This window comes from Pedococcus sp. KACC 23699, from assembly GCF_045348425.1.
Lineage (GTDB): Bacteria > Actinomycetota > Actinomycetes > Actinomycetales > Dermatophilaceae > Pedococcus.
Map to the genome: position 1 here is coordinate 1,331,177 of NZ_CP157483.1, position 21,236 is coordinate 1,352,412.

General features: G+C 70.8%; 22 protein-coding genes. 12 read left to right on the top strand and 10 right to left on the bottom strand.

Annotation, left to right across the window (positions count from 1 at the left end; genetic code table 11):
• The first annotated feature begins 35 nt into the window (after positions 1-35).
• A complete protein-coding gene (locus tag ABEG17_RS06155; protein WP_406832401.1) occupies positions 36-1,463 on the top strand; it encodes a trehalose-6-phosphate synthase in 1,428 nt (475 codons plus the stop codon).
• Entirely contained in the window at positions 1,460-2,248 is a 789-nt protein-coding gene (gene otsB, locus ABEG17_RS06160) for a trehalose-phosphatase (protein WP_406832402.1), read from the top strand. Before ABEG17_RS06155 ends, otsB begins: the two co-directional genes overlap by 4 nt.
• 74 nt (positions 2,249-2,322) lie before the next feature.
• Here otsB and ABEG17_RS06165 read toward each other — a convergent pair whose 3' ends face one another.
• Positions 2,323-3,336: a LacI family DNA-binding transcriptional regulator gene (locus ABEG17_RS06165; protein ID WP_406832403.1), complete on the bottom strand. Its 1,014-nt coding sequence runs from the start codon at positions 3,334-3,336 to the stop codon at positions 2,323-2,325.
• A gap of 330 nt (positions 3,337-3,666) precedes the next feature.
• Here ABEG17_RS06165 and ABEG17_RS06170 point away from each other — a divergent pair, with 330 nt between their 5' ends.
• The 4 genes from ABEG17_RS06170 to ABEG17_RS06185 all read left to right on the top strand — a co-directional run bounded on the left by ABEG17_RS06170 (position 3,667) and on the right by ABEG17_RS06185 (position 7,559).
• Entirely contained in the window at positions 3,667-4,776 is a 1,110-nt protein-coding gene (locus tag ABEG17_RS06170) for an ABC transporter ATP-binding protein (protein ID WP_406832404.1), read from the top strand.
• Positions 4,777-4,896: 120 nt separating this feature from the next.
• Positions 4,897-6,147: a DUF4032 domain-containing protein gene (locus ABEG17_RS06175; protein WP_406832405.1), complete on the top strand. Its 1,251-nt coding sequence runs from the start codon at positions 4,897-4,899 to the stop codon at positions 6,145-6,147.
• A gap of 131 nt (positions 6,148-6,278) precedes the next feature.
• Positions 6,279-6,878: an RDD family protein gene (locus ABEG17_RS06180; protein WP_406832406.1), complete on the top strand. Its 600-nt coding sequence runs from the start codon at positions 6,279-6,281 to the stop codon at positions 6,876-6,878.
• A 54-nt stretch (positions 6,879-6,932) separates the two neighbouring features.
• Entirely contained in the window at positions 6,933-7,559 is a 627-nt protein-coding gene (locus ABEG17_RS06185) for an RDD family protein (protein WP_406832407.1), read from the top strand.
• Between the two features lie 29 nt (positions 7,560-7,588).
• On the opposite strand, the gene ABEG17_RS06190 is transcribed toward ABEG17_RS06185, so the two are convergent.
• The 4 genes from ABEG17_RS06190 to cysS all read right to left on the bottom strand — a co-directional run bounded on the left by ABEG17_RS06190 (position 7,589) and on the right by cysS (position 10,910).
• Positions 7,589-8,023 carry a DUF2752 domain-containing protein gene (locus ABEG17_RS06190; RefSeq protein WP_406832408.1) on the bottom strand — a complete coding sequence of 145 codons (435 nt, stop codon included), beginning with the start codon at positions 8,021-8,023 and terminating at the stop codon, positions 7,589-7,591.
• Complete coding sequence (locus tag ABEG17_RS06195) at positions 8,020-8,355, bottom strand: CD225/dispanin family protein (RefSeq protein WP_406832409.1); 336 nt, start codon at positions 8,353-8,355, stop codon at positions 8,020-8,022. Before ABEG17_RS06195 ends, ABEG17_RS06190 begins: the two co-directional genes overlap by 4 nt.
• Before the next feature lie 108 nt (positions 8,356-8,463).
• Positions 8,464-9,453: a 23S rRNA (guanosine(2251)-2'-O)-methyltransferase RlmB gene (rlmB, locus tag ABEG17_RS06200; protein ID WP_406832410.1), complete on the bottom strand. Its 990-nt coding sequence runs from the start codon at positions 9,451-9,453 to the stop codon at positions 8,464-8,466.
• Positions 9,453-10,910: a cysteine--tRNA ligase gene (gene cysS, locus ABEG17_RS06205; protein WP_406832411.1), complete on the bottom strand. Its 1,458-nt coding sequence runs from the start codon at positions 10,908-10,910 to the stop codon at positions 9,453-9,455. Before cysS ends, rlmB begins: the two co-directional genes overlap by 1 nt.
• Positions 10,911-11,079: 169 nt before the next feature.
• Here cysS and ABEG17_RS06210 point away from each other — a divergent pair, with 169 nt between their 5' ends.
• From ABEG17_RS06210 to ABEG17_RS06220, 3 genes are all read left to right on the top strand, one after another.
• Positions 11,080-13,200: an ATP-binding protein gene (locus tag ABEG17_RS06210; protein WP_406832412.1), complete on the top strand. Its 2,121-nt coding sequence runs from the start codon at positions 11,080-11,082 to the stop codon at positions 13,198-13,200.
• Between the two features lie 142 nt (positions 13,201-13,342).
• Positions 13,343-15,022 (top strand): alkaline phosphatase family protein, encoded by a 1,680-nt coding sequence (locus ABEG17_RS06215; protein WP_406832413.1) that lies wholly within the window; start codon positions 13,343-13,345, stop codon positions 15,020-15,022.
• A gap of 111 nt (positions 15,023-15,133) precedes the next feature.
• Positions 15,134-15,475, top strand: coding sequence for a hypothetical protein (locus tag ABEG17_RS06220; protein WP_406832414.1), 342 nt, complete (start codon positions 15,134-15,136; stop codon positions 15,473-15,475).
• On the opposite strand, the gene ispF is transcribed toward ABEG17_RS06220, so the two are convergent.
• Positions 15,463-15,948: a 2-C-methyl-D-erythritol 2,4-cyclodiphosphate synthase gene (ispF, locus tag ABEG17_RS06225; protein ID WP_406832415.1), complete on the bottom strand. Its 486-nt coding sequence runs from the start codon at positions 15,946-15,948 to the stop codon at positions 15,463-15,465. The genes ABEG17_RS06220 and ispF overlap by 13 nt on opposite strands.
• Positions 15,949-16,017: 69 nt before the next feature.
• Between ispF and ABEG17_RS06230 the strand changes: the two genes are divergently transcribed.
• The gene (locus tag ABEG17_RS06230) at positions 16,018-16,602 is read left to right on the top strand and encodes a GNAT family N-acetyltransferase (RefSeq protein WP_406832416.1); all 585 of its coding nucleotides are present in this window, start codon (positions 16,018-16,020) and stop codon (positions 16,600-16,602) included.
• A gap of 30 nt (positions 16,603-16,632) precedes the next feature.
• On the opposite strand, the gene ispD is transcribed toward ABEG17_RS06230, so the two are convergent.
• On the bottom strand, positions 16,633-17,286 hold the full coding sequence (gene ispD, locus ABEG17_RS06235; protein ID WP_406832417.1) for a 2-C-methyl-D-erythritol 4-phosphate cytidylyltransferase: 654 nt from the start codon (positions 17,284-17,286) through the stop codon (positions 16,633-16,635).
• A 17-nt stretch (positions 17,287-17,303) separates the two neighbouring features.
• Positions 17,304-17,786: a CarD family transcriptional regulator gene (locus ABEG17_RS06240; protein WP_056884891.1), complete on the bottom strand. Its 483-nt coding sequence runs from the start codon at positions 17,784-17,786 to the stop codon at positions 17,304-17,306.
• Positions 17,787-17,982: 196 nt separating this feature from the next.
• Here ABEG17_RS06240 and ABEG17_RS06245 point away from each other — a divergent pair, with 196 nt between their 5' ends.
• The gene (locus ABEG17_RS06245) at positions 17,983-18,507 is read left to right on the top strand and encodes a hypothetical protein (protein ID WP_406832418.1); all 525 of its coding nucleotides are present in this window, start codon (positions 17,983-17,985) and stop codon (positions 18,505-18,507) included.
• A 3-nt stretch (positions 18,508-18,510) separates the two neighbouring features.
• Here the strand turns inward: ABEG17_RS06245 and ABEG17_RS06250 are convergent, their stop codons facing one another.
• Together ABEG17_RS06250 and ABEG17_RS06255 are read right to left on the bottom strand one after the other, a co-directional pair.
• Positions 18,511-19,194 carry a response regulator gene (locus ABEG17_RS06250; RefSeq protein WP_406832419.1) on the bottom strand — a complete coding sequence of 228 codons (684 nt, stop codon included), beginning with the start codon at positions 19,192-19,194 and terminating at the stop codon, positions 18,511-18,513.
• Positions 19,191-20,384, bottom strand: a complete 1,194-nt coding sequence (locus ABEG17_RS06255) for a sensor histidine kinase (protein WP_406832420.1) — start codon at positions 20,382-20,384, stop codon at positions 19,191-19,193. Before ABEG17_RS06255 ends, ABEG17_RS06250 begins: the two co-directional genes overlap by 4 nt.
• A 153-nt stretch (positions 20,385-20,537) precedes the next feature.
• Between ABEG17_RS06255 and phoU the strand changes: the two genes are divergently transcribed.
• A complete protein-coding gene (gene phoU / locus ABEG17_RS06260; RefSeq protein WP_406832421.1) occupies positions 20,538-21,227 on the top strand; it encodes a phosphate signaling complex protein PhoU in 690 nt (229 codons plus the stop codon).
• The last annotated feature ends 9 nt before the right edge of the window (positions 21,228-21,236 follow it).

The window sequence follows — 21,236 nt, forward strand, 5'->3', positions numbered from 1 at the left end:
TTGGGGTCGAATCAAGACCCGGAGTTGATGCAGCCGTGCCCCGCACCGCAACGAAGTTCGATCTCGTGATCGCCGCCAACCGTCTGCCCGTGGATCGTGTGGTCGACGCCGACGGCACAGAGTCCTGGCGCACCAGCCCGGGCGGCCTCGTCACCGCCATGGAGTCGGTGATGCGGGGTCGCGAGGGAGCCTGGGTCGGGTGGGCCGGCGAGGCCGGCGACGCGCCCGCACCATTCGTCCAGGACGACATGTACCTGCGTCCCGTCCCCCTGTCCGAGGACGAGATCGCGAACTACTACGAGGGTTTCAGCAACGACACCCTGTGGCCGATCTACCACGACGTCATCGTCTCGGCGACGTTCCACCGCTTCTGGTTCGGCGCCTACGAGGCCGTCAACCGCCGCTTCGCCGAGGCCGTGTGCGACGTGGCTGCCGAGGGCGCGACCGTCTGGGTGCACGACTACCAGCTGCAGCTCGTCCCGGCGATGGTCCGCGAGATGCGCCCGGACGTGCGCATCGGCTGGTTCAACCACATCCCCTTCCCCCCGGTCGAGCTCTTCGCCCAGCTCCCGTGGCGGCGCGCGATCCTCGAGGGCCTGCTGGGCGCCGACTACCTCGGGTTCCAGCGGGTGGCCGACGCGCAGAACTTCATCCGCGCCTGCCGCCAGCTGCTCAGCCTGCCGACCAAGGGCGACACGGTCTCGCAGTCGCGCACCGAGGGCGCTCGGCGGGTGCGGGCCAGCGCCGTCCCCATCTCGATCGACTTCGTGGGGCTCGAGGCGCTGGCCAAGCAGCCCGAGACCAAGGCCAGGGCCGCCGAGATCCGCGAGTCCCTGGGGTCGCCGGAGACGCTCATCCTCGGCGTCGACCGGCTCGACTACACCAAGGGCATCGGCCACCGGATCAAGGCGTACGGCGAGCTGCTCGAGGAGGGCAAGGTCGCTCCGCCCAAGCAGATGTTCGTCCAGGTCGCCACGCCGAGCCGGGAGCGCGTCGACGCCTACCGTGACCTGCGCGCGGAGATCGAGGGCGAGGTCGGACGCCTCAACGGCGAGTTCAGCGACATCGGGGCGCCCGCGGTGCAGTACCTCCACCACTCCTACCCCCGTCAGGAGATGGCGGCGCTCTACCTCGCTGCCGACGTCCTGCTCGTTACCCCCTTGCGCGACGGCATGAACCTCGTCGCCAAGGAGTACGTCACCTGCCGGTACGACGAGGGCGGCGCGCTGGTGCTGTCGGAGTTCACCGGCGCCTTCCATGAGCTGCACCAGGCCTTCGTCTGCAACCCGCACGACATCGAGGGCCTCAAGCTGACGATCATGCGGGCCATCGAGACGCCCGACAGGGAGAAGCGTCGCCTCATGCGGGCCATGCGCCGCCGGGTGGCCGACCACGACGTGCAGCGCTGGGCCGCCCGCTTCCTCGAGAACCTCGCCAACGCACCGGAGAAGGGCGGGTCGTGACGCTCCCTGCCGACTACCGCGAAGCAGCCCGACGGTTCGCCGCCTCCGACCGCGTCCTCGTGGCCACCGACTTCGACGGCGTCCTCGCCCCGCTCGTGCTCGACCCGTCCACCTCCAGCCCGTTGCCGGGGACGATCGAGGACCTCCGGGCCCTCGCCGACCTCCCGGGCACGTATGCAGCCGTGGTGTCCGGCCGCGACCTCGACACCCTCACCGACCTGACCGGCCTCGAGGGGAGCGCCGTCACGCGGATCGGCAGCCACGGTGGCGAGTCGAGCGCCGCGGACGGCGAGCTGGCTCTCGACGACTCGCAGCGGTCGCACCTGCAGGCGCTGACCGCGGAGCTCGAGGAGCTCTGCGCCGGTCTGCCCGAGGGGGCCTACCTCGAGCACAAGCCGACGGCGGTCGTCCTGCACACCCGCCGCATGGACCAGGCCCCTGCCGACGAGGCCGAGGAGGCCGCGCTCGAGCTGGCCGCGCGCCATACCGGGCTGCACGTCCTGCACGGCAAGCAGGTGGTGGAGATGAGCGTCGTCCAGGCCGACAAGGGCAGCGCCCTCATCGCCCTGCGCGACGCAGTGGGCGCGCACCACGTCGCCTACTTCGGCGACGACGTCACCGACGAGCACGCGTTCGCCGCGCTCGGCGAGGGCGACCTCACCGTCAAGGTCGGGGACGGGGAGACTGCGGCAGGGTTCCGCGTCCGGGGCCCCCAGGATGCCGCCGAGGCCCTGTCGCTCCTGCGCACCCTGCGCGAGGGCGCCGCTGCCGCTGGTTCGATGTGAACGCGCCGGAGAATCCGGGCGTGTCTACATCGAAGCGCGAGAAGTAGAACGGCGACCGGACCCAGGGATCGGGTTCAGCGCCTGGGCGCGGCTCCGGTCGACGCACGCACGACCAGCTCGGGGCGGAAGACGTACTCGGCGCGCGGTGTGGGCTCGCCCCGGATCTCGTCGAGGAGCGCGCGGACGGCGGCCTCCGCCATCGGCTGCACGCTCTGGCGCACGGTCGTCAGCGGCGGGTCGGTGAACGCGATCAGCGGGGAGTCGTCGTAGCCGACCACCGAGAAGTCCTCGGGCACCCGCAGCCCGGCCCGGCGGGCGGCGCGGATCGCCCCGAGCGCCATCAGGTCCGAGCCGCAGACCACTGCGGTGCATCCCTTGTCGAGCAAGCGGGCCCCGGCGGTGTCGCCACCCTCGACGGAGAACATGGTGCGCTCGATGAGGTCGTCGACGTCGTCGCGACCGAGCAGCGTGTGCATGGAGGACCGGAAGCCCGCGATCTTGCGGATCACCGGGACGAACCGGTCGGGCCCGACGGCCAGCCCGATCCTGGTGTGGCCGAGCTGCACCAGGTGCGTCAGCGCCAGCTCCATCGAGGCGACGTCGTCGTTGGAGATGAAGGGGGCGTCGATGCCCTGCTGGTAGCCGTTGACCAGGACGATGGGCAGCCCGCGCTCGCGCAGCGCCGCGTAGCGGTCGATGTCCTCGGTGACGTCGGCGTGCTGGCCCGAGACGTAGATGATGCCGGCGACGCCGCGGTCGAGCAGCATCTGCACGTACTCGTCCTCGTGGACGCCGCCGGGTGTCTGCGTGCACAGCACCGGGGTGAACTGGTGGCGGGCCAGGGCCGTCTCGATGATCTGGGCGAACGCCGGGAAGATCGGGTTGGTCAGCTCGGGGACGATGAGCCCGACCAGGTCGGCGGACTTGCGTCGCAGCCGCGACGGCCGGTCGTAGCCGAGCACGTCGAGGGAGTGCAGCACCGCCTCGCGGGTGCTCTCGGCGACGCCGGGCTTCCCGTTGAGCACGCGGCTGACGGTCGCCTCGCTCACCTCGGCGTGGACCGCGATGTCGGCCAGTCTCGCCTTCACGGCGCCCCTCCCCTGGTCGTGTGGCTGCGGCCAGCCTGCGCCGCGCCCGGACACGGCGAAATCTAGCAAGAACTTGCAGTCTGCCCGACCACCCCCGTGCAAGAAGTTTCATGTCACGAGGGCGCGGTGGCGGGTGTCAGTGAGCACCAGCGGACCGCCTGTGCGGGCATCGGCGTGCGAAAACGTTTCCATCTTCCGGATGGGAGGTGGTCAAACCGCGTCGGCTGGGACAGACTGACCCCACCTGCGACACCGACGTCTGCAGGTGTTCCACCTTTACGACGGATCGTCCGGCACGTTCCTGCCGGTGAAGGAAAGGCAAAGACGCCCATGGCAACTGTGAAGTTCGACGAGGCCACCCGCCTCTACCCCGGCAACGACAAGCCCTCTGTCGACCGGCTCAACATCGACATCGAGGATGGCGAGTTCCTCGTCCTCGTCGGCCCGTCCGGCTGTGGCAAGTCCACCTCCCTGCGCATGCTCGCCGGCCTCGAAGAGGTCAACGCCGGCAAGATCTGGATCGGCGACCGCGACGTCACCAACCTGTCCCCCAAGGACCGCGACGTCGCCATGGTCTTCCAGAACTACGCGCTCTACCCGCACATGACGGTCGCCGACAACATGGGCTTCGCGCTCAAGATCGCCGGCGTCGACAAGGGCGAGATCCGCAAGCGCGTCGAGGAGGCTGCCAAGATCCTCGACCTCACGCCCTACCTCGAGCGCAAGCCGAAGGCCCTCTCCGGTGGCCAGCGCCAGCGCGTCGCCATGGGCCGCGCGATCGTCCGCAGCCCCCAGGTGTTCCTCATGGACGAGCCGCTGTCGAACCTTGACGCCAAGCTCCGCGTCCAGACGCGCACCCAGATCGCCTCGCTGCAGCGCCGACTCGGCGTCACCACCGTCTACGTCACCCACGACCAGGTCGAGGCCATGACGATGGGTGACCGCGTCGCGGTCCTCAAGGACGGCATCCTCCAGCAGTGTGACAGCCCGCGTCACATGTACGACCACCCGAACAACGTCTTCGTCGCCGGCTTCATCGGCTCCCCTGCCATGAACCTCCTCGAGGTCGAGTCCACCGATGGTGGTGTCCTCGTGGGCGACTCGACCGTCGCCGTCGAGCGGGACCGCATCGCGGGCGCATCGGGCAAGAACCTCACGCTGGGTGTCCGTCCCGAGGACCTCGAGCTGCGCACCGACGGCCACGGCATCGCCGTGACCGTGGACGTCGTCGAGGAGCTTGGTGCCGATGCCTACATCTACGGCACCACCAAGGCCGCCCAGCACGTGGACGAGGAGGACAGCGACGCTCCCGAGAAGCCGTTCATCGCGCGCGTCGACGGTCGTCGTCCCCCGCAGAAGGGCGAGACGGTGTTCCTGGCCCCGAAGCCGGGTCACGTCCACCTCTTCGACGCCCAGTCCGGCCTGCGCCTCGGCGACTGACCGGAGCACCACCGTGCATGCCGTGTGGCCGGCTCCCTCGCGGGGGCCGGCCACACGGCTGTCCGGGACCGTTGCGGACAGGGCCGCCCGGGTCGCCCACCTGTCTGGGAGCATGGGCTCGTGGCCCTGAACATCACCGCATCCCGGCCTGACCCGGCGCTGCTCGACCTCCCGTGGGAGCTCCCGCTCGAGACCTGGCCGGAGGAATACCTCGCCGCGCTGCCCCGGGGCATCTCGCGCCACGTCGTCCGCTTCGTCAAGCTCTCCGGCCGCGTGCTCGCGGTCAAGGAGATCAAGGCCGACATCGCGGTCCGCGAGTACCAGATGCTGCGGGTGCTCAACAAGATCGAGGTGCCCTGCGTCGAGCCGTTCGGCGTCGTCAGCGGCCGACTCGACCGCGAGGGCAACCCCCTCGACGCCTGCCTGATCACCCAGCACCTGCAGTTCTCGCTGCCCTACCGTGCGCTGTTCAGCCAGTCCCTGCGCGAAGGGACCTCGACGCGCCTCATCGACGCCCTGGCGGTGCTCCTCGTCCGGCTGCACCTGAGCGGGTTCTGGTGGGGCGACGTGTCCCTGTCCAACACCCTGTTCCGGCGCGACGCCGGCGCGTTCGCCGCATACCTCGTCGACGCGGAGACCGGCGAGCTGCACCAGTCGCTCACCGACGGCCAGCGCGACCACGACCTCGACATCGCGCGCGTCAACATCGCTGGGGAGCTGATGGACCTCGAGGCCGGAGGCTTCCTGGAGGCCGGCACCGACGCCGTCGACACGTCCAACCGCATCGTCACGCGCTACACCGAGCTGTGGGACGAGCTCACCGGCCTCGAGCGCTTCGAGCGCGGCGACCGCTGGCGCGTCGACGAACGCATCCGCCGGCTCAACGAGCTCGGCTTCGACGTCGACGAGCTCGCCATCTCCACCGACTTCGACGGCACGACGATCCAGATCCAGCCCAAGGTCGTCGATGCCGGCCACCACTCCCGTCGCCTGCTGCGCCTGACCGGGCTCGACGTCGAGGAGAACCAGGCGCGCCGCCTGCTCAACGACCTCGACTCCTACCGCGCCGGCACCGACCGGCAGAACGACGACGAGGAGATCGTGGCCCACGAGTGGCTGGCCCGGATCTACGAGCCGATCACCCGCACCGTGCCGCGCGACATGGCCGCCAAGCTGGAGCCGGCCGAGCTCTTCCACGAGGTGCTCGAGCACCGCTGGTACATGTCCGAACGGGCCGGCCACGACGTGCCCATCGAGGACGCCATCCGCGACTACGTCGCCACCGTGCTGCCCACCAAGCCCGACGAGGCCACCGTCGTCGGCGTCGACACGGTCGAGATGCCGGTCGTCGCCATGTTCGACGACCAGTGACCCTCGACCGGCCCGCTGGAGCCACCGGGGCCGGCACACCTCGAGACTCCTGAATCCCGCCCCGGGCACCGCACCCGGGCGCTAGGTTGTGCGCCGGACCCGGGGGCGGGTCGGGGCGGCAGGAGAAGGCGATGGAGCAGCAACACGCGTTGGCCAACGGCGGCGGGGTGACCTCGGGGCAGTGGGTGCCCATGGCCAGCTGGGGTCGCCGGGCCGCGGCGCGGCTCATCGACTCGCTCGTCTACCTCGTGGCCTACCTGCCGTACTTCGTCGGGCTTGCCGTCCTCCTCGACGCATCCCCGGGCCTGCGCGTCCTGTCCGAGCAGCCGGGCGCCGCGTCGTCCGTGGATCTCGGCACCCTGCTGCTGTCCGCCGGTCTGATGCTGCTCGGCTCCGTCCTCGCCATCGTCGCGTTCATCTGGAACCGCTGCCTCCAGCAGGGCCGGACCGGCCAGAGCGTCGGCAAGGCCGCCCTGAACATCTACCTCGTCAGCGCGCGGACCGGGACCCCGATCGGCGCCGGCACCTCGTTCCTGCGCGAGGTGGTCCACATCGTCGACGGCGTGCTCTACCTCGGGTACCTCTGGCCGCTGTGGGACCGCCAGAAGCAGACCTTCGCCGACAAGATCATGGGCACCGTCGTCGCCCACGCCGTCCCCGTTGCCGCGCCGCAGGAGGACGCGCCCGTCACCTGGGGCCAGACCACCTCCGAAGTGTCACGGCCCCACTAGCGTGGGACGAACCCCGCCGATCGATCAGGCGGACCATCGTTCGACGGGATCCGCATGACCGACCAGCCGCAGCAGCCCTCGCCCTACCTCCAGCCGCCGCCCGCGGCCGACGCCGTCGGCGGGCCGACGCCCTACGACGTGGCCCCGCCGCCGCCGCGGCCGGTCGCGGGACCGTTCGACGGTCCGTGGGGCCCGTTGGCCGACTGGGGCACCCGGGTCGGGGCCTACCTCATCGACTCGGTCATCGCGCTCGTGGGACTGGTCCCCTACGTCATCGGGTTCGTCCTCATCACCGTGGGCGCCGGCACGGGTTCGAGCAACCGGTACGACGCCGACACCCTCGACAGCGCACCGGATCCGACCAACACCGGCCTGGTCGTCACAGGCGTGATCCTCGTCGTCGCGGGGGTGCTGCTGATGCTGGGCATCCAGATCTGGAACCGCGCCTTCAAGCAGGGGCGCACGGGGCAGAGCGTCGGCAAGAAGGTCCTGGGCATCAAGCTCGTGGGCGAGCGCACGGGGCAGCCCATCGGTGCCGGTATGGCGTTCGTGCGCGACCTGTGCCACGTCGTGGACGGCTTCGCCTACATCGGCTACCTCTGGCCGCTGTGGGACGGCAAGCGGCAGACGTTCGCCGACAAGATCCTCGACACCGTGGTCGTCCGCGTCCCCCGGTCCTGAGCCGGCCAGGTCCAGCAGGGCCACCCGGGTCAGGCCGGCGAGAGCCAGGTCCAGCCCGGGACGTTGCGCAGCACCCAGAAAGCCATGACGGCAGCAAGGAAGGCGTGGATCGCCCAGGCCGGGACGACCCAGGTCCGGCGACGTCCGTTCCAGAGCCGCCACGTCCACAGGACCCAGCCGACGACCAGGCCGACGAGGGCGACGACCGCGAACGGGTTGCGCGCCATGGCCGTGGCGACATCGCCGCGCGCGAGTGCGTGGATCGCCCGCAGGGAGCCACATCCCGGGCAGTAGGCACCGGTCAGGGCCAGGAAGGGGCAGGTCGGGTAGTGCCCTGCCTCGTTCGGGTCGACGAGAGCGACCACAAGTCCACCGGCGAGGGCCGCTCCGGCGGACGCCACGGGCAGCAGCACGCCGCGCACCCGACCCACGAGGTCGAGGTGCGCGGCGTGCTGGATGGTCACGGGCTGGTGGTGCCGGAGTTGATCCCAGACATGACGCCCGCGGCGATGAGGATGCCGTAGATGACACCGACGATGATGCCGGCGACCGCCCCCCAGATGGCGAACTTCTTCGCCTTGGCCGAGGAGTCCTGCGCACCAGCGACGTCACCGGCAGCCCACTTGCCGTTGACCTGGGCGGCAAAGACGATCGAGGCGATGCCGAAAGGCAGGCAGCAGAAGATGGTGCTGAGGATGGCCCAGACGAGGTAGTTCGGCGGCGGAGTGCCACCTGCAGCGGGCGCGTTGTAGCCGGGCGCGGGCGGAGGCGGCGGCGGAGTGCCGTAGTCAGACATGGGTCGATCCCTTCGAGGCGAGCCGCTCCCCCCTTGGGCGCGGCCCCGCGAACGCTAGCGGATGGCCTACCCCTTTGGGCCGATTCGGCACGCGTCGGTGTGGGCCGGTCAGGCCTGCTTGGCCTCGGCGCGGCGCCGAGCCACCTCGTACAGGGTCACGCCGGCGGCGATGCCGGCGTTGAGGGACTCCGTCGTGGCCGCCATGGGGATCGAGACGATCTGGTCGCAGGTCTCGCTGACGAGCCGGGACAGGCCCTTGCCCTCCGAGCCGACGACGATGACGATCGGCTCGGTAGCCAGCGCCAACCCGGGCAGCTCGACGTCGCCGTCCATGTCCAGGCCGAGGATGAAGAAGCCGGCCTTGCGGTACTCCTCCAGCGCACGGGTCAGGTTGGAGGCCAAGGCCACCGGGACCCGGGCCGCCGCGCCGGCGGACGTCTTCCACGCGCTGGCGGTCATCCCCACCGAACGACGCTCGGGCACCACGACACCGTGACCACCGAAGGCGGCGACGGAGCGGATGATCGCCCCCAGGTTGCGCGGGTCGGTGATGCCGTCGAGGGCGACGACCAGCGGGATACCGGGGACCTGGGGGTCGATGAAGTCCTGCGGGTGCGCGTACTCGTAGGGCGGCACCTGCAGCGCCAGGCCCTGGTGGACGGCGCCGTCGGTGAGGCGGTCGAGCTCGCCACGAGGCGTCTCGAGGATCGCGATCCCCTTGGCAGTGGCCATCTTCAGCGCCTCGCGCACGCGGTCGTCGGCGTCGATGCGCCCCGCGACGTACATCGTCGTCACCGGGATGTCTGCGCGCAGCGCCTCGACCACGGAGTTGCGGCCGGCGACGATCTCGCTGGACGCCTTGCCGCCACGACGGGAGCTGCCGGCACGCGGGCCGGAGCTGCGCGGGGCCGACGGACCACCGCTCTTGGAAGCGGCCTTGGCCATCTTGTGGGCCTTGTGGTTGGGGCGGTCCTCGGCGCGAGGCGTCGGCCCCTTGCCCTCGAGACCACGACGACGCTGGCCGCCGGAGCCGACCGACGCGCCCTTCTTGGACGCGCCCTTGCGGATCGCGCCGCGGCGCTGTGAGTTGCCTGCCATCAGATGTCGCCTGTCTCTTCGTTGTCCCGTCGGGCCAGCGACCAGTTCGCTCCCGACGCGGTGTCCTCGATGACGATGCCGGCCAGACCGAGCTGGTCGCGGATCGCGTCCGCCGTCGCGAAGTCGCGCGCCGCTCGGGCGGCGGCCCGGGCGTCGAGCTGGACCTGCACGAGGGTGTCGAGGGCGCCCTGCGCATCGCCGGATCCCGACGTCGTGTCGACGCCCCACTGCGGGTCGAGCGGGTTGACCCCCAGGAGGTCGGTCATCGCGACGACCGCCGCGAACGCCGTTGCCAGCGCATCCTCGTCACCGTCGTCGAGCGCGGTGTTCCCGGCCCGCACGGTGTCGTGGACGACCGCGAGCGCGCCGCTGACGTTGAGGTCGTCGTCCATCGCGGCGGCATACGCCTCCGGCACGGCGGTGGGGTCCGGGGTGGTGGACGTGCCGTCGGGCAGCGCCCGCAGGGCGCGGGTGAGGAAGCCTTCGATGCGCTCGACCGTGGCCTCGGCCTCGCGCAGCGAGCCCTCGTAGAAGTCGATGGTGGAGCGGTAGTGCGCGGCGGTGAGGTAGTAGCGCAGCGCCAGCGGGCGCGCGACCTTGGTGACCTCCGAGACGACCAGGCTGTTGCCGAGCGACTTGCTCATCTTCTCGCCGCCGAGGGTGACCCAGGCGTTGTGCAGCCAGAAGTTCGCGAAGCCCAGTCCGGCCGCATGCGACTGCGCCTGCTCGTTCTCGTGGTGGGGGAAGCGCAGGTCCACGCCACCGCCGTGGATGTCGAAGGCGTCGCCGAGGTACTTGCGAGCCATCGCCGAGCACTCGAGGTGCCAGCCGGGACGTCCGACGCCGAACGGGGTCGGCCACGAGGCGGTGGCGGGCTCGGACTCCTTGCGGCCCTTCCACAGGGCGAAGTCCCGGGGGTCGCGCTTGCCGCGCGGGTCGGCGTCCTGCGCCGCCTCCATGTCCTCGATCTTCTGGTGCGTCAGTGAGCCGTACTCCGGGAAGCTCTTGACGTCGAAGTAGACGTCACCGCTCTCGTCGGGCGCGGCATACGCGTGGCCCTTCTCGACCAGGGTCTGCATCAGCTCGACCATCTCGGGGATGTGGCCGGTGGCCCGCGGCTCGTAGGTCGGCAGGAGCACCCCGAGCGAGGACAGGGCCGCGGCCGTGGCGACCTCGTTCCGGTAGGAGAGGGCGAACCACTCCTCGCCGGCGTCGGCCGACTTCGCGAGGATCTTGTCGTCGATGTCGGTGACGTTGCGGACCAGGGAGACGTCGTAGCCGTAGCGGCCCTCGAGCCAGCGGCGCAGCACGTCGAAGGCGACGGCGAAGCGCACGTGGCCGATGTGGGGCTGGCTCTGGGTCGTGAGCCCACAGATGTAGATCCCCACCTTGCCCGGCACGAGGGGGGTGAAGTCGCGCAGCTGGCGCGCGGCGGTGTCGTACAGGCGAAGACTCACGGGCGCAAGGCTACCGGCGCGGGCTCTGCGAGCCGAACCGCGCAGCAGCTCCGTGCGGCTGCTGCCGAGCGCGGCCCGCAGGTCGTCCGTCGCGCGGGCGGTGCCGGCAGGAGGTTAGGGTGCGTCCCACAGGCGTCCGCGCGGCCGCTGCCCGACGGGGGGTCGAGCAATGAGCACCACGACCGAGACCGACACCAGAACCGATGCCGCCAGCGGCCCCACGCGGGTCTGGGCCCGTGCCCTGCTGGGGCTCGCGCTGGCGCTCGTGGCCGCCTACACCGTCTGGACCCTGCCCGGTGTCCGTCCACGGCCGGGGTTCGATCTGCGCTTCGACGGCTGGCTCAACGGCGGCGCCTACACCGCGGTCGCGCTCGTCGCCGTGGTCGCACTGGTCGGCACCAGGCAGCGGCGCACCGCTGCCGCGACGACCTGGCTCGTCGTTGCCTTCCTGGTGATGCGGGCCGTCGGCTTCGACATCTCGCTGACAACCCTGGGTCTCGGGCACGTGCCGACGTACCCTTCCTGGGCGGACGCCGCCTGGGTGGCCTCGTCCGTCGCCCTCTTCGCCGCCCTCGCGCTGCGGCTGCGTGACCTGTCGCGGCGACGTGGGTCCCTGGTCGTGCTGGACGGCATCAGCGTGTCGCTCGTCGCCCTCGGACTGGCCGTCAACGCCCTCGATGGCCCGATGCGCACCCTGGCCACCGGCGCGCCCCCCTCGGCGGTCGTGATGAACATCGTCTACCCGGCGCTCGACAGCGCGTTGATGGTGGCCGGTGCCGCGGTCCTCACCACCGCCCGCTCCCGGGTGACGCGCTCGGACCTGGTCTTGCTCGCGGGCGTCCTCGCCGTGGTCGCGGTCGACGTGACCTACTTCGTGCTGCTGGCTGAGGGCGCGTGGCGACCGGGGACATGGGTGAGCGCACTCTCCATGATCGGGACGGTCATGGTGGCGGCATCGGTGACCCTCGTCGGGCAGGCACCGCGACGGACGCAGGCGCGAGCGCGCCGCACGGGTGAGCTGCCCGCCGCCGACCTCGCGTCGGGCGTGCTCGTGCCCGCCGCCGTCATGGTGATGCTGCTCGCCGTGCTCGGCCTCACCGGATTCGTCATCCCGGCCGTCTGGACTGCCATTGCCTGCTACCTGGTCGGTGGCGCCGTCGCCCTCACGCGCGGGCTGCTCACGGTGCGGTCGGTCCAGGTGGAGGCCCGCCGGGTGCTGGGCGTCGCCAGCGTGGACCTGCACCTGTTCAGGTCGCTCATCGAGGCCTCCGGCGAGCTGATCGGCATGGCTGGGGCGAGCGGTCGGCTCATCTACCTCAACCCGGCCGGGCGCCGCATGCTCGCGGTCGCAGGCTCCGACGACGTGACGAGCCTGCACGTCTCCCAGATCGTGCCCGGCGTCGGACCGACCACCTTCGGCACGCGCTGGCCCGAGCTGCTGCGCCGGCAACGGTTCGCCGGAGAGGCCGAGGTCGTGCCCGTCGACGGCAGTCCCCCGGTGCCCGTGGAGGTCTCGACCTTCGTCGTGCCCGACACCTCCGAGGAGGGCGGCACGGTCGTGGCGACCATCCAGCGCGACATCAGCGAGCGTCGAAGCAACGAACGCGCCCTGCACGACCTCGCCGACCAGCGCGCCCGGCTCCTGCACCGTCTGGTCAAGGCCCAGGAGGAGGAACGGGCCCGCATCGCCGGTGACGTCCACGACGACCCCGTCCAGGCCCTGGCTGCGGTGGACCTGCGCCTGGGACTGCTCCGCCGGCGTCTTGCCGCCGAGGCGCCGGCGACGGTGTCCGACGTCGCGATGCTGCAGGACATCGTCTCGACCGCCACCGAGCGCTTGCGCAACCTGTTGTTCGACCTCGAGTCGCTCCCCGAGGCGACGAGCCTGGCGGAGGCGGTGAAGGGGGCGGCCGCGTTCGTCTTCTCCGGCACCGATGTCGAGGTCAGGGTCATCGGCGAGACCGACCTGCCGGTCCCCGAGGCGGAGCGGGTGATCATCCACCGCGTCGTCAAAGAGGCCCTGGTCAACGCACGCAAGCACGCCGAGGCCGGCGTGGTCGTGGTCGAGCTCGCCGTGGACGCCGAGGAGGCCGTGGTCACCGTCGACGACGACGGACGTGGCATTGCCGAGGGGGAGGACGGCGACCGCCCGGGGCACCTCGGCCTCGCCGGTATGCGCAACCGGGCCCAGGTGGCCGGGGCCTCCTTCGAGGTGGGGCGCCGAGCCGAGGGTGGCACCCGGGTACGCCTCGGCCTGCCGCTGTCACGGGTGGCCGCGAGCCGCGACTGATCCCCCGTCTGACCGGCGGGGCGCACCCACGCTTTGCCGACTGTTCACTCCCACCCGTGACATCTGTCAGGGGGTGCACCGAGCCGGTCCGAAAGGTTGGCACGGTGCGCCTCACGCGCACCCTGCACCCAGGAGGAACTTCGTGAACAGACGCACCCCCACCGCCCTCGGCGCCCTGCTGCTCGCCGGTGCGGCGGCGGCCCTGCCGGGCACCGCGGTCGCCGCGACGGCCGCCCACCACCACGGGCACACCAGCCGGGGCGCCCTGCCCGGTGGCTACACCAACCTCGTGGTGATCTACGAGGAGAACCACTCGTTCGACAACCTGTACGGCGGCTGGGGCAAGGTCGGTGACGACCGCGTGGACGGCGTCCAGGCGCCCGCGGTGAAGCAGGTCGCCCAGGACGGCACTGCCTACGGCTGCCTCCTGCAGGACGACGTCAACCTCACCACGCCCCCGCAGCCGAACACCTGCCAGGACGCAGGGCACGGGGTGGCTGCCAGCAACTTCACCAACCGCGCCTTCACGATCGACACGTTCATCAAGCCCTCGGACACCACCTGCGCCCCCGAGGGCGTCTACGCCCCGAACGGCCTGGCCAAGGGCAGCGGGCTTCCCGGCGGCTGCACCCGTGACCAGGTGCACCGCTTCTACCAGGAGCAGTACCAGCTCGACGGCGGCAAGCAGGACCGCTACGTCACGGGGTCCGACGCCGTAGGTCTGACGATGGGGCGGTACGACACCAAGGCCCTGCCGATCTACCAGTACCTCCACTCGCACGACGCCCCCCACTACGTCCTGGCCGACCACTTCTTCCAGGGCGCGTTCGGTGGCTCGTTCCTCAACCACCAGTTCCTCATCTCGGCCCGCGCGCCGCTCGACACCTCCGCCGGCGCACTCGGCGCGAAGAGCTCGGTGCTGGACAGCAACGGCATGGTCACCAAGTACCCGCTGTACACCCCCACCGGGTCCGTGGTCGACGGCCAGCTCACGCAGAAGTGCGCTGACGGCTCCAACGACGCGGTCAAGGCATGCGGCGACTACGCGGTCAACACCGTGCAGCCGTCCTCGATCCCGTCGGGCAACGGCGCGAAGATCCCGCTGATCGACGACTCGAAGTACCCCAACATCGGTGATCGCCTCAGCGCCAGGGGCGTGAGCTGGAACTGGTACTCGGGGGGCTGGGACGATGCCGTCGCCGGCCACCCGGGTGGCAACTTCCAGTACCACCACCAGCCGTTCAACTACTTTGCCAACTACGCCGCGGGCGCCCCCGGCCGTTCGCACCTGCAGGACGAGAAGAACTTCATCGCGTCGGCGAAGAACGGCACGTTGCCGCAGGTCTCGTTCGTCAAGCCCTACGGCTCCGAGAACGAGCACCCCGGGTACGCCAGCGAGCACACCGGCAGCGACCACCTCGTCGACCTGCTCAAGACCATCACGAGCGGCCCGCAGGCCGACAAGACCCTCGTGGTCGTGACCTACGACGAGTTCGGCGGGTCCTACGACCACGTCGCCCCGCCGAAGGCCGACGCCTGGGGCCCCGGCACCCGCATCCCCGCGCTGGTGCTCTCGACCGGCATGAACCACTCGGGAGTCAGCCACTCCAGCTACGACACCACCTCGATCCTCGCCACCATCGAGCACTCGTGGGGCCTGGCCCCGCTGTCACCGCGTGACGCCAAGGTCTCCGACCTGGCGCGGGCGGTGGCGGTCGGAGCCCGTCGCGACGGTGACGAGAACGGTGACGAGAACGGCGACAGCAACGGCGGCGGGCACGACGGGCAAGACCGCGCCGACGGCGGGTCCAGCCAGCACTGACGCCGAACACCCAGCACGACACGGACCCTCGGGCCCGGACCGTACGACGGTCCGGGCCCGAGGCCGTCCTGTTCACGCTACGGTGGCCGGCACTGCACCGAGGGGGATCACATGCGCGGACCATTCGACCTGGGCGGGGTCAATGCCCTCGACCTGCTGGGCATCCTGCTGCTCGTCGCCGCGGCGGTCCTCGTGCTGCGACGAGGAGGGGCCACCGCCTGGGCGCAGCGCACCGCCGGCGGCCTGGCCCTGCTCGCCGCGGCGCGGGTCGCGGGGCTCGGCGTCAACCAGTGGCTGGTCAGGTCCGGCAGCACCAGCCTGTACGAACGCATCCAGATGATCTCCTGGCTGAACGCCGGGATCTGGGTGCTGACCACCGCCGGGCTGGTGCTCCTCGTCCTGGGCGCGATGACGTCCCGGGCACCTTCGGGGCGCCCGGCTCAGGCCGGGTAGACCAACGCGGTCGCGATGGCGGCGACACCCTCCCCGCGGCCAGTGAGGCCGAGCCCGTCGGTGGTGGTGCCGCTGAGCGACACCGGGGCGTCGGCGGCGGCCGACATCACCTGCTCCCCGAGGTGGCGCTGCGTCCCGACCTTCGGGGTGTTGCCGATGACCTGGACGGCGATGTTGGCGATCTCGAACCCGGCTTCGCGCACCAACCTGGCCGCCTCGGCCAGCAGGGTGCGGCCAGCGGCTCCGGCGAGCTCCGGCCGGTCCGTGCCGAAGTGCATGCCCAGGTCACCGATCCCGGCAGCCGAGAACAACGCGTCGCAGGCGGCATGGCAGGCCACGTCCGCATCCGAGTGCCCGTCGAGGCCCAGGCCGGGCCAGTGCAGACCCGCCACCCACAGCTCGCGGGTCGGGTCGGTCGAGAAGGCGTGGACGTCCACACCGATCCCCGTGCGCGGCATACCGGGAGGCACCATGGCGTCATCCAACCACCACCGCGCAAAAGCGGATGAACCACCGGCGCGGCACCACTAGCGTTGCCGCGCATGACCGAGCCCCTGACCATCCCCGTCCTGACCGGAGACCTCGTCACCCTGCGCCCGCACCGGGAGTCCGATGCCGACGGGGTGTTCGAGCGGGCGGTGGACCCGTTGGCCCGGTCGTTCACGACCATCCCGTTGGAGTACACCCGGGAGATGGCCCTCGGTTACGTCACGGAGTTCACCGCTCCTTCGCCCGAGCAGATCTGCTGGGCCATCGAGGTGGACGGTGCCTATGCCGGGTCCATCGACCTGCGGATCATGGACGTCGACAGCGGCGCGGGCTCGTTGGGCTTCGCCACGCACCAGGACTTCCGTGGCCGCGGCGTCATGTCCGACACCGTGCGCGTCGTCGTGGGACATGCCTTCGAGGAGCTCGGGTTCGAGACCGTGCGCTGGGAGGCGCACGCGGGCAACTGGGGCAGCGCCAAGGCCGTCTGGCGTGCGGGCTTTCCCACGCCGACCTTCGTCCCGGACCTGCTCGTCGAGCGTGGACGCCTCGTCGACGGGTGGATCAGCACGCTCCACGCACCGATGCCGGCCGAGCCCGTGGTGCCGTGGGATGAGGTCGTGGCGGCCCTCACCCGTTGACCTGGGCTGCGGGGGCGGAGGGTCGCTCGCTCAGGCGTCCTCGAGGTGGCGCCTGGCGGTGGCGAGGTCGTCGGGCGTCGTCACCTTGAAGGCCAACCGGTCACCGTCGACGACCCGGACGTGCCCACCGACGGCTTCGAACAGCGCCGCGTCGTCCGTGGCCTGAGCCCCCGAGGCGTGGGCGTGCTCGAGGACCTCGCGCAGGAACGCCTGCGGCGTCTGTATGGCGCGCAGCCGCCCGCGGTCGGGAGTGGCCACCACGACGCCCTCGGCGTCGACCTGCTTGATGGTGTCGGTGACGGGCAGGCCAGGGACCACGGCAGGGTGACCTGAACGCACCTCGTGGACCAGGCGGGTGAACAGCGTGGACGGGGCCAGGCAGCGGGCGGCATCGTGCACGAGCACGATGCCGTCCTCCGGTCGCAGTGCCGCGAGGCCCGCGGCGACCGAGTCGGTGCGCTCCGCACCGCCGGACACGACGTCGACGTCGTCCGGGCGAGCGCTTCGGGACGCAACCGCGCCCGCCTCCCTGAGGTGGGAGACGGGCGCGACGATGATGACGTGGGACACCTCGGGCGCCCCGAGCGCTCGAGTCACGGCGTGCTCGAGCAGTGACGTTCCGTCGAGGTCGACGAACGCCTTGGGCTGGGCGGCCCGGAGCCGTGTCCCCTGACCACCGGCCACGAGGATGACGGCGGTGCTCAGGACGCGAGAACCTCGTCGAGGATGGCCTCGGCCTTGTCCTCGTTCGTCTTCTCGGCCAGAGCCAGCTCGGAGACGAGGATCTGGCGCGCCTTGGCCAGCATGCGCTTCTCGCCGGCCGACAGGCCACGGTCCTTGTCCCGACGCCACAGGTCGCGGACGACCTCGGCCACCTTGATCACGTCGCCGGAGGCGAGCTTCTCGAGGTTGGCCTTGTAGCGGCGCGACCAGTTCGTCGGCTCCTCGGTGTGGGGGGCGCGCAGGACCGCGAAGACCTTGTCCAGGCCCTCCTGTCCGACGACGTCACGCACGCCGATGTCCTCGCAGTTCTCTGCGGGGACCTCGATCGTCAGATCACCTTGGGCGACCTTGAGCTTGAGGTAGATCTTCTCCTCGCCCTTGATCGTGCGGGTGTTGATTTCTTCGATCAGTGCAGCCCCGTGGTGGGGGTACACGACCGTCTCGCCGACCTTGAAAACCATGTGCTGTTTTCCCCTTTCGCGACCCTCAGAATATCACGGCACGCCGGGGACAGGAAAGCAGTCGCGTTCACGTTTGCGCTGGTCAGAGGCATGCAAATGCGTTGTGGGGCAGTGTTTTCGGTCTTGACAGAAGATGGCTCTACGTGCAACGCGCACGGGTGCGCACTCCTGAGCAGCCGGCCGGTAGTCTGTCCCCGTGATGCGCCGAACCCCGCTGGCCGCCCGCTCCGCAGGCCGCCCCTCGCCCCTGCGTCGACTCGCCCCGGTGGCTGCACTCGGTGCAGCTCTGGCCCTGTCCGCGTGCCAGACCCAGTCGCCGATCCAGACCGACGAGCCGTACTCGGCGCCTGACGGCGTCGCCGTCGACCTCGGCGCCGTGCAGCTGCGCGACCTGGTCGTCATCAGCTCCGGCAAGGACCAGCCCGGCGTCCTGTCGGCCGCGGTGTCCAACACCGGCGCCGACACCCAGCGCATCGCCTTCGCCCTCCCCCAGGCCCAGCCGGTCTACGCCCAGGCGGCGGGCTACTCCCAGGCGCGGCTCTCCGGGGACTCCCAGGTGACGCTCCCGTCGGTGCCCGTCAGCCCCGGCGACGTCATCAAGCTCACCGTGCAGTCACCGCATGCCGCAACCGCCGTCGTCACCGTCCCGGTGCTCCCCCCCAACGGCTACTATGCGACGCTCGCCCCCACGGCGACGCCCTCGGCGACCGCCACCCCTTGACGCTCAGGCGGACTCGAACTTGTAGCCCAGCCCACGCACGGTCACGATGAAGCGTGGCTCGGCGGGGTCGGGCTCGATCTTCGCGCGCAGCCGCTTCACGTGGACGTCGAGCGTCTTGGTGTCACCCACGTAGTCGCTGCCCCACACGCGGTCGATGAGCTGCATCCGGGTCAGCACGCGACCGGTGTTGCGCAGCAACATCTCCAACAGCTCGAACTCCTTGAGCGGCAGCTGTGTCGTCTCACCCGCCACGGTGACGATGTGCCGCTCGACGTCCATCCGGACCGGACCGGCCTCGATCGTCGCGGGCACGAGGTCCTCGGGCTCCGAGAGTCGGCGCAGGACCGCCTTGATCCGCGCGAGCAGCTCGCGGGAGGAGTAGGGCTTGGTGACGTAGTCGTCGGCACCGATCTCGAGCCCCACGACCTTGTCGATCTCACTGTCCTTGGCGGTCAGCATGATCACGGGCACGTTGGACCGCTGGCGCAGCGCTCGGCAGACCTCGGTGCCGGACAGGCCGGGCAGCATGAGGTCGAGCAGGACGAGGTCGGCGCCGGCCCGGTCGAAGTCCTCGAGGGCCTCCGGCCCGGTCTCGGCGACGGCCACCTCGTAGCCCTCCTTGCGCAGCAGGTACGACAAGGGGTCGGAGAACGACACCTCGTCCTCGACGACCAGGATGCGGGTCATGCGCGGGGGTCTCCTTGTGACGGAACGGATGTGGAGGACTCGGGGGCGAGGTGACCACCGGAGCGGTCGGCGGCGGCGGGCAACCGGATCGTGAACGTCGACCCCCGGCCCTCCTCGCTCCACACGGTGACGTCGCCACCGTGGTTGGCGCAGATGTGCTTGACGATGGCCAGGCCCAGACCCGTGCCACCGGTGGCTCGCGAGCGCGCACCGTCGACGCGGTAGAACCGCTCGAAGATGCGAGCCTGCTCCGCCTGCGGGATGCCCTGGCCCTGGTCGGTCACGGTGACCTCGACCATGTCACCGTTGAGCCGACCTCCGACGGCGACGCGGGAGCCGTTGTCGGAGTAGGCGACGGCGTTGCCGATGAGGTTGCGGACGGCGGTCACGAGCAGGTCCTCGTCGCCGAACACCTTGAGGTCGGGCGCACACGCCTCGGCGATCTCGATCTGCTTGGCATCGGCCCCGACCCGGGAGTAGTCGATGGCCTCGTGGACCGCGGCCGTCACGTCCACGAGACGGGGTTCGTGCAACGTGTCGGCGACCTGCAGCCGGGACAGGTCGACGATCTCCTTGACCAGCTGGGCCAACCGGTGGCTCTCGACCTGCATGCGCCCGGCGAACCGCTCGACGGCCTCGGGGTCGTCCTTGGCGTCGAGGATCGCCTCGGCCAGCAGGCCGATGCCGCCCACCGGGGTCTTGAGCTCGTGGCTGACGTTCGCGACGAAGTCCCGGCGGACCTCCTCGACCCGTCGGGCCTGGGTGTGGTCCTCGACGAGGAGCAGCACGTGGCTGCTGCCGAGCGGCGCGACCCGGGCCTGCATGATCGAGCGGCCCTGGCCGAGGGGACCCCGGGACAGCTCGAGCTGTGACTCGCGGATCACCCCGTCGCGGCGCACCTGACGGGCCAGGTGGCGCAGCTCGGCGTGGACGAGCTCGCCGTCGCGCACCAGGCCGTAGGCGACCGCCGCGGGCGACATCTTGGTCACCGCGTCGGCGGAGTCCACGACGATGGCGCTGGAACGCAGCACCGCGAGGACGTCCCCCACACCGGGCGGGAGGGTCGTCACGGGCGCGGTCTGTGGGAGCTGGGTCTGCTGGCGCTCGGAGTAGCGCACGGCGATGACGGCCAGGACGCCGGTGAGCAGGCCGGCGAACCCGGCCAGCACGGCGACGGTGGTCGTGTCCACGATCCCAATGTACGGTGCCCGCCATACCCGTCCGCGCCGGAAACGGACCTGCACGCACGGATCCCCCAGATGTTCACCTGAGGTCATCCGACCGTTCACTGCCCCGTGGGAGCCTCGGCTCGCACGTACCACCGCACTCACGCTAGGGATGTCATGCGCGACGCTTTCCACGAGGACCTCGACACGATCTCCGACCGGCTGGTCGAGATGACCCACCTCGCGGGTTCGGCCATGTCCAGGGCCACGACCGCCCTCCTCGACGCCGACATCCAGCTCGCCGAGTCGGTCATCCAGGCCGACAAGGAGCTCGACCGGCTGCGCGAAGGTCTCGACGCGCTCTCGATCGACCTCCTCGCGCGCCAGCAGCCCGTCGCCACCGACCTGCGCATGGTGGTCACCTCGATGCGGATGAGTGCCGACCTGGAGCGGATGGGAGACCTCGCTCGCCACGTCGCCAAGGTCGCGCGGCTGCGCTACCCCGAGTCGGCCGTGCCGGCTGACATCCGGGCCACCATCCTGCAGATGGGCCAGGTCGCCGAGCGCATCGTCGCCAAGTGCGGCCAGGTCATCGCCGCCAAGGACGTCGAGGACGCCAAGACCCTCGAGCGCGACGACGACGCGATGGACGAGCTGCACCGCAACCTGTTCAGCCACCTGATCGACGGGACGTGGAAGCACGGCACCGAGGCAGCGGTCGACATGACGCTCGTCGGTCGCTACTACGAGCGATTCGCCGACCACGCCGTCTCCGTGGCGCACCGCGTCGTCTACCTCGTCACCGGCGAGTGGGACGTCGCCGAGGACCACGAGGAGCAGGAGGACCACAGCCCCACCTCGCTGTGATCCCCAGAA

Bases quoted from the DNA above. Each gene is read 5' to 3' on its own strand.
- ABEG17_RS06170 (WP_406832404.1), top strand. From the start codon at position 3,667: ATGGCAACTGTGAAGTTCGACGAGGCCACCCGCCTCTACCCCGGCAAC.
- ABEG17_RS06180 (WP_406832406.1), top strand. From the start codon at position 6,279: ATGGAGCAGCAACACGCGTTGGCCAACGGCGGCGGGGTGACCTCGGGG.
- ABEG17_RS06185 (WP_406832407.1), top strand. From the start codon at position 6,933: ATGACCGACCAGCCGCAGCAGCCCTCGCCCTACCTCCAGCCGCCGCCC.
- ABEG17_RS06195 (WP_406832409.1), bottom strand. From the start codon at position 8,355: ATGTCTGACTACGGCACTCCGCCGCCGCCTCCGCCCGCGCCCGGCTAC.
- rlmB (WP_406832410.1), bottom strand. From the start codon at position 9,453: ATGGCAGGCAACTCACAGCGCCGCGGCGCGATCCGCAAGGGCGCGTCC.
- ABEG17_RS06210 (WP_406832412.1), top strand. From the start codon at position 11,080: ATGAGCACCACGACCGAGACCGACACCAGAACCGATGCCGCCAGCGGC.
- ABEG17_RS06220 (WP_406832414.1), top strand. From the start codon at position 15,134: ATGCGCGGACCATTCGACCTGGGCGGGGTCAATGCCCTCGACCTGCTG.
- ispF (WP_406832415.1), bottom strand. From the start codon at position 15,948: ATGGTGCCTCCCGGTATGCCGCGCACGGGGATCGGTGTGGACGTCCAC.
- ABEG17_RS06230 (WP_406832416.1), top strand. From the start codon at position 16,018: ATGACCGAGCCCCTGACCATCCCCGTCCTGACCGGAGACCTCGTCACC.
- ABEG17_RS06240 (WP_056884891.1), bottom strand. From the start codon at position 17,786: ATGGTTTTCAAGGTCGGCGAGACGGTCGTGTACCCCCACCACGGGGCT.
- ABEG17_RS06250 (WP_406832419.1), bottom strand. From the start codon at position 19,194: ATGACCCGCATCCTGGTCGTCGAGGACGAGGTGTCGTTCTCCGACCCC.
- phoU (WP_406832421.1), top strand. From the start codon at position 20,538: ATGCGCGACGCTTTCCACGAGGACCTCGACACGATCTCCGACCGGCTG.